Genomic DNA, 8,443 nt, shown 5'->3' with positions numbered 1-8,443 from the left:
AGCCCGCTCCAGCTCGTCGGCCATCGCCTGACGAGCCCTCGCGCGTGCGGTTTGTGAACGCGAATCAGTCTTGATAGCCGCCATGCGATCGACCCTATTGCCCCACCCATCGTGCCGCAATGCCCAACCACCATGCCGCCGTCATCGTCTCGCCGTCCTGGTCCCCGATCGCCCTGTCAGCTCTAGCACCGGCCGTGCTAGAGCATCCTCGCTGCCGCTCGCTTAAACAGCCTCACACAGTATGCACTCCGAGTGGGTGGGGGGAATCTGCTGGTCAGCGCCCCGCGCCGGGCGGCGCGTAGACGCGGGGATTTCGGGCCTCTAGGCTGGGCGCATGATGACCCTCCGAGCGGTGCACGCGGGGACTGGATACCAGTACCTGATGCGCTCGGTGGCAACGAACGACGCGGCCCCCGAGGCGGGTCAGTCGTTGTCGGATTACTATGCCGCGAAGGGCACCCCTCCGGGCCGCTGGATCGGGTCGGGGCTGGCCGGTCTGCGGTCGGAGACCGCCGCCGCCGGCCTCCAGGTGACCGAGGAACAGATGGCCGCATTGTACGGCGAGGGTTTGCACCCGGACACCGACGAGATGATGCGCCAGGGCGCGCCGTTGGCGGCGTGCAAGTTGGGTCGTGCGTTCCCGATGTACTCCGGCGACAAGCCCGTTCTCGTGGCGCTCGCAGCGGCCGAGAAGCAGTTCCTTGCCGCCGAGGGGCGCCGTCCCACGGTGAGCGAGCGGGGCGAGCTGGCCGAGAAGATTGGCCGCCCGTTCTACATGAAGTCGGGCGGCTACTCGCACGCCTCCGGGGCCGATGTGATCGCGTGGGTCAACCGGGAACGGGATCAGGTCAAACAGGCCGTCGCGGGGTTCGATTTTACGTTCTCTCCGGTTAAGAGTGTGAGTGTTCTGTGGGCGCTGGCCGACGAGCAGACGGCCTCGTTGATCGCTGCGTTGCACCACGAGGCGGTCGCGGAAGCGCTCGCGTGGGCCGAGGACAACGCGCTCTACACCCGGCAGGGTCGAGGGGGCATCGAGCAGGTCAAGACACGGGGTCTGATCGGCTCGGAGTTCACCCATTTCGACACCCGCGGCGGGGACCCGGACCTGCACTCGCACGTGCTGTTGTCGAACAAGGTGCAGGCCCCTGACGGGTCGTGGAAGGCCCTCGACGGGCAAGCGATCTTCCAACTTCACCAGGCGATCAGCGCCCGCTACGACACGGCGCTGCACGACCGTCTGTCGCGGCGGTTGGGCGTGGAGTTCCAGGCCCATTACCCCAGCCCGGACAAGGCCCCGGTGTGGGAGGTCAAGGGCGTGGACCGGCGTCTGGTCGAGGCGTTCTCGTCGCGTCGCACGCACGCCCGCCCGGTGTACGACCGACTCGTCGCGGAGTACGTCCAGACCCACGGTCGCCAGCCCAGCCAGCGTGCCGCGTACGCGCTGTGGCAGAAGGCGATCCTCGACACCCGCGATGCGAAGAAGCCCGCCAAGTCACTTGCCGAGCACCGCGAGCAGTGGCGTGCCGAAACCGTGGAGCGGATCGGTACCGAGGCCGTGGACAGGCTCCTGGAGCGCGTCCGCGTCGAGGCAAACGGGGACGAGCTGCGCCCCGTTTTCGACGCCGCAACCCACACCGAGGACGTGGCCGGACAGGCGGTGCGGGCGGTCACCGCACGCCGTGCACAGTTCCGCCGCTCGCATGTGGACACCGCCGTCTCGACGGTGCTCAAGGGCTACCGTTTCGGCTCCGATTCCGACCGGGACGCCGCGCACCGGGCGGTCATGGACACCGCCATGCGCGAGCACGCCGTGCAGTTGACCCCGCCGGAAACTCTCGCGCTTCCTGACGCGCTGACGGGTGAGAGCGGGGCCGGTCTGGACCGACGCGCGAACGCCGAGAAGTACACCACCGCCGCCGTGCTCCAGGCCGAGAAGATCACCCTCGACGGGGCCACCACCCCGGTCGCGGTGTTCGCCACCGACGCCACCATCACACACGCACTCGCCCGCCACGAGCACGCGAACGGGTGGGCGCTCAACGCCGGACAGACCGCCCTTGCACGGCACCTGCTGACCTCCGGAACGCTGGTTGCGGCGGGCGTGGGTCCGGCGGGAACCGGCAAGACCGCGAGCATGAAACTCGTCGCCGCCGCGTGGCAGGACGAGGGCCGCAACGTCATCGGACTGGCCCCGTCCGCGGCCGCGGCGAGCGTCCTCGAGGACGAGATTGGGGCACGCTCGCACACCATTGACTCGCTCACGTTCACCTGGCGTGGACTGCATCCCAGTCAGCCCGGTAAGACCCTGTCGGCATTGCCCGTTCAGATCAACCCCGGCGACATGCTCCTGGTCGATGAGGCCGGAATGTCGAGCACCGAGAACCTGGCCGCCCTCACCGAAATCGCGGCAGCATCCGGCGCCGTGGTGCGGCTGATCGGTGACCCCAAACAGCTCGCCGCCGTCGAGACCGGCGGGCTGTTCGGAGAACTCGCCCGCACCCCCGGAACGGTCGAGCTGCGCGAGGTCATGCGGATGGGATCGGACACCGCGCAGGCCGAGGCGACGCTGTCTCTGCGCGATGGAGACCCCGACGCTCTGGCGCTCTATGCGGGGCGTGGCTGGGTCCACGGGGGCAGCCGGGAGCAGATGCTCACCGAGGCCGTGGCCGCGTTCCAGGCCGACACCGAGGCGGGCCGGCGAAGCCTCATCATCGCCTCCCGCAACGCCGACGTGGACACCATGAACGAAATCATCCGCGCCGACCGGATCGCCGCCGGATTGGTCGATGACAGCCGCGAGGCCACCGTCGCCCGAGGCGACACCGTCGGTGTCGGAGACACCGTGATCGCCCGCAAGAACGCCCTGCTGCGCGACGACGACGGACGGCCGATGGGCCGGGTCATCAACGGCCAGATGTTCACCGTCACCGCCCTGACCGCCAGCGGCGACCTCGCCGTCCGGGACCACAACACCGGCACCGACTCCGTCATCCCGGCCAGCTACGCCAGCCAGAACGTGCACCTGGGATATGCGTCCACGATCCACCGCGCCCAGGGCGCGACCGTGGACACCACACACGCCGTGCTCGACACGTCCGTGGACCGGGCCGGCCTGTACGTCGCACTGACCCGAGGCAGGCATGAGAACCGCGCCTACGCCGTGTGCGAGCCCGTCGTGGACCTCACCGCCGAGGACGCGCACATGCACTCGGCCGGCGACCGCGACGCGCCCACCGCCGAGGAAGTCCTCACCACGATCCTGCGGCGCGACACCCGGCATCGCTCCGCCACCGAGACCCTGCGCGAGGAACTCGACGCCGCCGGCTCCCCCGAGCGGCTCGCGGCCCTGTACGCCCACGGCGTCGATCTGGCCACGGCCACCTTCACCGAGACCACCCTGCCCGAGTACATCGACGCACTCCCCCGCCGCTACTCGCTGGAGCTGGAGGCCAACGACGAGCAGTACGCCGCCGTCGAGTCCGCATGGAAGACCGCCGCCACCGCGGGCCTGGACCCGCGTGAGCTGTGGCTGGACGCCACCAGCGACCTCGAAACCGCGACCAACCCCGGACTGGTCATCGCCCAACGCCTACGTCACGCGACAAACCAGGACCGGGACCGGGACGCCCTGCCCACCCCTCCCCCAATCGCGCCGGCCACCGACACCGAACTGGCAGCCTGGCTGGCGACCACATACGGCTCGCTCACCACCGCGCCGGCACCCGCACCGTCTGACGACTTCACCGAGTCCTACCTCGCCCACCGTGCCGCAGAACAAGAACGCGGTCCGGACGTCGAGTCGACGTCCGGACCGCAATGGGATTGGGGAGCTGAAACCGGCGCCTCCCCCGACCTGTAGTGATTGCCACGAGCGTGGTGTCGAGCCGAGAATCGGCGGGTCAGAGGTCCGGGCCGAGTCCCTGCCTTACTTGTGGCGCGGAGCTCGGTCCGGTCGCATCGGGAGCGTAAGGGTCAGGGCTGAGGTGGCCCCCACCGCCTTCTGTTCCTCGGTGCTCCAGGTACGAATCAGACCAGCTGGTGCCGTCGACTTTCGCGATTGCCCACGGCATGACGGAGTCGGGGTCGGGCAGGGGGGTCCGTGCGAGCGCGGCTTGATGGAGCTCGACGGCGAGCTGATCGTGTGTGTGACTGTTGTCGCCACGCCAGCGACTGTTTTTCACCTCCAGTGGAAGGTGCGAAAGCCCGCGCTCAGCGACCAAATCCTCGACTGTCGACTTGACCTTCAGCACGTACTCTTCCTCGAGGTCCATCCATCGATGCTCGACGGCCGATTGAAGCTCGACGCTCCGGGTCAATGCTCGGGAGTGGGGATCCTCTGTATTCCGGCTTCGCCCAATGATCGCGGTTTCGAGGGCGTGGCGCCTATCCATTAGCTCTTCAGCGCCGTCGTCGACCGATGGAAGCGATGCGAGCCGGGAATTGATCGACTTCAGCTCCTCACGCTCATAATCGTTAGCTGACGCGGAGATTAAACTCTGACGATTTTCGCTCACCTGCTTGGCGAGGCGGTCCGCGTCTTGGTAGTGACGTTCAACCAGGCCTGATTCGCGGAACTTCTCGTATGCGTCGACATAGATGTGGATGGGCTCAGTGCGCCATCGCAGCAGCTCGTCGGTATTGGTGCCTGTTAAGTTGGTGATGATATCGCGCAGGGATGCGGCAGTCGGAGAGTCCTGGTTGGGAAGCAGTTGATCGACGCTGCCGACGTTCGCTGCTACGGTGGCCAGGATCTCGACCATGTCATAGGTGAAGTCCGGTGTATGCCTTGCGAGTGCGGTCAGAGCCTTTATGGCATCTTTGGTGTTACCGCCGGAGACCTCGTCCGCCTGGTCGCCAGCGACGTCGAACAGCCGCGGGGGGGCGGGTACCGGTGTCGCCTCGAGAGCGAAATCATGGAGGGCGACTAGCAGCGGATCATGGTCATGCCCCGCCTGTGCCGAGTAGGGGCCGACGATCTCGACGAACCGGTCGACTCCGTGGTCGGCAAGAGCAAGTCGTACCGTCTTGGCGAACGCGCTCGTGTACTCGCCCTCGACGCCTTTCCAACTTGCAAAGACCTCCTCCTCCATGAATTGGCTTCGCTCCCAGGCCTCCGCATAAGGCCAGAACTCCGAGTTCTCCGCCCGTTCAATAATCTGCTTAATTGTCACGTCGAAGAGGTGGCCGATCTGACTATGGTTGAGCGGACCGTATTCGTCCTCCGGCGGGTCGAATATGACGTAGTCCGGATCCTGAAACAAGGCCTTTTCTGACTCGGTGGCGACTGCATCTACGAGCGCTCGCCAAGCCTCTCGGCTTCCGCAACTGGCGAGGTCGTCTTCTCGCCGATCCAGCAGACCCGCCTGGTCGAAAACAGATTGAACGTCGAGAGTGATTCTGAACGGAGCCAGCGGGTCGCGGCCCCGCAGCATGGCGTTGAGGTCGGGGACGGGTCGGGAATTGCTGTTCATCTTTGCCTCCGGTGAAGTCATTGCTCTGCCTCTGGTGCGGTCTCGGGTGTGGGGATGACGTTTTCGGCGACTTCGGGCGCAGGAGAGATGGACGCGGAGTGGGCAATGAGTTCAGCCGGCGCGACCGTGGCCACGCCGGTGTCGATCAGCCCGTTCGCGACCGTCTGAGAAGCCCCTGTCGCTGCGAGCTCCGCGGAGAGCTGTTCGGGGCTCAGCCCGACGTGGCGGTCACCGGTTAGTGCGCTGACATCGGCATCGGTCAGATCGGGGTGATCGGTGACCGCGGCGTCAATGACGTGCTCCAGATCGGAGTCGGTGATCTCGAAAGTGGCGGCGGCGATGAGGGCGAGCGTGAGAAAGTCCGGGGTCGGCCCGCCTTGTTGGCGTGCTTGCCGCACCGCGTCGTCGCGTTCCCGCTCGGCTCGGCCGAGGTCGAGCTCGGCCTGCCGGCGGGTCTGTTCTGCGGCCTCAATCAACCGGCGGCGCTCGAACTCTGCGGCGATGATCTCGCGTCGAGCGGCGGCGACCTCCTCGGACACTCCGGTGTCCGCTCGGGCAGCTTCGACGACCAGCCGGCCCACCGTGCATTGGCGGGCGCTGTGCGAGCCGACGGATCGGGTTCGGGCTGGCTGTTGCGGCGTGGCCGCAGCGCCCAGCCGGGCGTTCCGGACCAGGGCGGCGACTACGTGGTCGCTGGGGTGCGGACTCATTTCGGCGCTCCTTCAACTGGCTCTGACTTCAGGGGCTTGCTGGGCTGGTGCGAGGTCTGACAGGCGTACATCGGGGACCGCTCCCCCATCAGCAGGGCCATATGGTGATCGCCGACCGTGCGCAGGAACACCTCATCGCACGTTGCGGGGTCCCGAACCGCCAGAGCTTCGTAGGCTTGCCACATCGCCCTGACCCGAAACCGGGCCGAGCGGTGATCCCACCAGCGAGCGCACCACCCTTTGCCCTGACTCATCCCGCCGGCCTCGTACGCGATCCGCAGGTAGTCATCGAAGAACGCGAACTCGTCTGAGAATCGCAGTGGCCGCGGTAACCCGAGCTCGTCGTGGGCGAACGTCTCCACGTCTTTCTCGATGGTGCGGGCCAGGTAGTCACCGAGCCCTGGAGTTGCCAGCGCGTCCTTGACGGCTGCCGGAAGGGCCTCCGTCGCGACTTCGCCAAGCAGCGGGCCGAACGCCTCAACGATTCTCTTGTCGAACAGGTGGCTCATGCTGCGGCCTCTTCGGTCTTCTCAGGGGCGGAGGGAAGGTCTTGGTGGTCCCACCGGACCATCCGGGCCAGGATGGGGCGCCGGCCGGTGGCCAGGACGATCATCCGACCGAACGGCAGGGCGGCCAGCTCGGCGGCGGTGATGGTCTGCTTCTCGACCGTCTGGGTCGACACGGACCGTCCGCGATCGCCGCCGCCGCTGGAGATGGAGCGTTGCTGTTCGGTGTGGGTGCCGATGAGATGGGCCAGCTCGTCGAGGAACCGGTAGTCCTTGTGGCCGGGGCCGATGACGACGATCGCGGCGGCAGACCACAGCTTCTTCATGCCCTGCTCGCCCCACACTTCCACGCCCTGGGCGTAGGACTGGAGCACGGTCGAGCAGATGATTCCTCGGGAGCCGAAGGTCGAGTAGTAGTCGGGCAGCCTGGGCCACCGCACGATGTTGGCGATCTCGTCCAGGGCGGCGGTCACCGGCACCGGAAGACGCGAACCGGGGCAGGTGTCGGCCCGGTCGACCAGGGCCTTGAACACCGCGACGGTCAGGATGGACGTCACCGGCCGGCCGATCGGGTTCTCCTCGTCGGAGACCAGATACAGCGTGTCGGCCTCGGAGTTTGCGAAGGCGACCGGGTCGAAACGCTGGGCGCCGGCCTGGGGGGTCAGCCACCTCACGATCTGCCGGCGCCCCAGGCAGGAGATCATGTTCTTGGCCGCGGAGAACACGTTGGAGCGGGTGCGGGGCTCGGCGTTGTACTTGCTGGCCAGGTCCGCAGCCTGCGGCTTCCACTGACTGTCGGCCAGGATGTCAACTGGGGTGGCGTCCTCGAGATTGGAGACCCATCCGTAGACATCGGTGATGGGACGGTTCTTCATCGCCGCTGCCAGGAACAGCGAGGCGAGCAGGTCCACGGCCTGGGAGTAGAAGTACGCGTTGGGGTCGCTGCCGGCCTCCCCGCGGGCGGTGGCGGCGTTGAAGATCTCGGCGAGCTCCTCGGCGTTGCCGTCCCACCACTGGTCGCGGCGCACGAAGTCCAGCGGGTCGAAGTACCACTTGGAGGTGTCCAGCCCGACCGCCTTGTCCTGCGGGTCGAGCACCCAGACGCGGCCGACCTGCTGACGGAACGGCATCGTGGCTTCGATGACGTCGCGCTTGCACGAGGTGGAGATGCAGATGCCCGGTGCGCGGCGGATCATCGGAATGATGCGGCTGGAGGTCTTTCCCTGGCGGGGACCCCACAGATCCAGATGCAGGTCTTCCCACCCGCCCCAGAGATCTTGGCCGGTAGCGACCTCCTTGCCGATGTATACCCCCGGGATCTGGGTGGTGTCGCCTCGCTCGCGGTTGGCGCGGACCACGCTCTTGGCCGACAGTGACTTCACGTCAGCGCGGCCCGCCAGATGCTTGGTGATCCCATCGACGCGAGTCCTGCGGCCCTGCCGACGCCCGACGAGCGCCGCCACCACGGCCACGAGCACAACGGCGATCACCACCAGGGCCACGGCGACGACCGTGGCGCCGGTGGTCCACTGCACCTGCCCCTGGGCCAGGTCGATCACCGCCACCGCGGGGTTACCGGGAACCTGTTGACCGGTGGGGGCGATGGATTCGCCGAGGGTGATACTGCCCCACACCGCGATCACCGCGGCCGCCACCACGCCCATCATGACCAGCGCGATCGTGGGTCCGGGCTCGCGGGTCTGGGACGTTCGTGCCAGGTCCTTACCTGCCATAGTTGCCTCCCTGGTGTGATGTG

Annotated in this window: 5 protein-coding genes; 1 reads left to right on the top strand and 4 read right to left on the bottom strand. The window is 67.2% G+C overall.

Going from position 1 to position 8,443, the window contains the following annotated elements; translation table 11 throughout:
• Positions 1-334 precede the first annotated feature (334 nt).
• Positions 335-3,859 carry a MobF family relaxase gene (mobF, locus tag DCI01S_RS12465; protein ID WP_244881726.1) on the top strand — a complete coding sequence of 1,175 codons (3,525 nt, stop codon included), beginning with the start codon at positions 335-337 and terminating at the stop codon, positions 3,857-3,859.
• Positions 3,860-3,899: 40 nt separating this feature from the next.
• Here the strand turns inward: mobF and DCI01S_RS12460 are convergent, their stop codons facing one another.
• From DCI01S_RS12460 to DCI01S_RS12445, 4 genes are read right to left on the bottom strand one after another with little or no spacing between them, the layout of a single operon-like run.
• On the bottom strand, positions 3,900-5,471 hold the full coding sequence (locus DCI01S_RS12460; RefSeq protein WP_156482598.1) for a hypothetical protein: 1,572 nt from the start codon (positions 5,469-5,471) through the stop codon (positions 3,900-3,902).
• A 17-nt stretch (positions 5,472-5,488) separates the two neighbouring features.
• Positions 5,489-6,181: a hypothetical protein gene (locus DCI01S_RS12455; RefSeq protein ID WP_156482597.1), complete on the bottom strand. Its 693-nt coding sequence runs from the start codon at positions 6,179-6,181 to the stop codon at positions 5,489-5,491.
• Positions 6,178-6,690 carry a DUF4913 domain-containing protein gene (locus tag DCI01S_RS12450; RefSeq protein ID WP_061229520.1) on the bottom strand — a complete coding sequence of 171 codons (513 nt, stop codon included), beginning with the start codon at positions 6,688-6,690 and terminating at the stop codon, positions 6,178-6,180. Before DCI01S_RS12450 ends, DCI01S_RS12455 begins: the two co-directional genes overlap by 4 nt.
• Entirely contained in the window at positions 6,687-8,420 is a 1,734-nt protein-coding gene (locus DCI01S_RS12445; protein ID WP_061229519.1) for a type IV secretory system conjugative DNA transfer family protein, read from the bottom strand. The genes DCI01S_RS12450 and DCI01S_RS12445 overlap by 4 nt, the downstream gene beginning before the upstream one ends.
• Between the last annotated feature and the right edge of the window lie 23 nt (positions 8,421-8,443).

Source organism: Dietzia cinnamea NBRC 102147 (genome assembly GCF_001571065.1).
In the GTDB taxonomy this organism is placed as follows: Bacteria; Actinomycetota; Actinomycetes; order Mycobacteriales; family Mycobacteriaceae; genus Dietzia; species Dietzia cinnamea.
The sequence above is the reverse complement of the archived record's forward strand: the minus strand, read 5'-3'. Positions and strand labels throughout refer to the sequence as shown.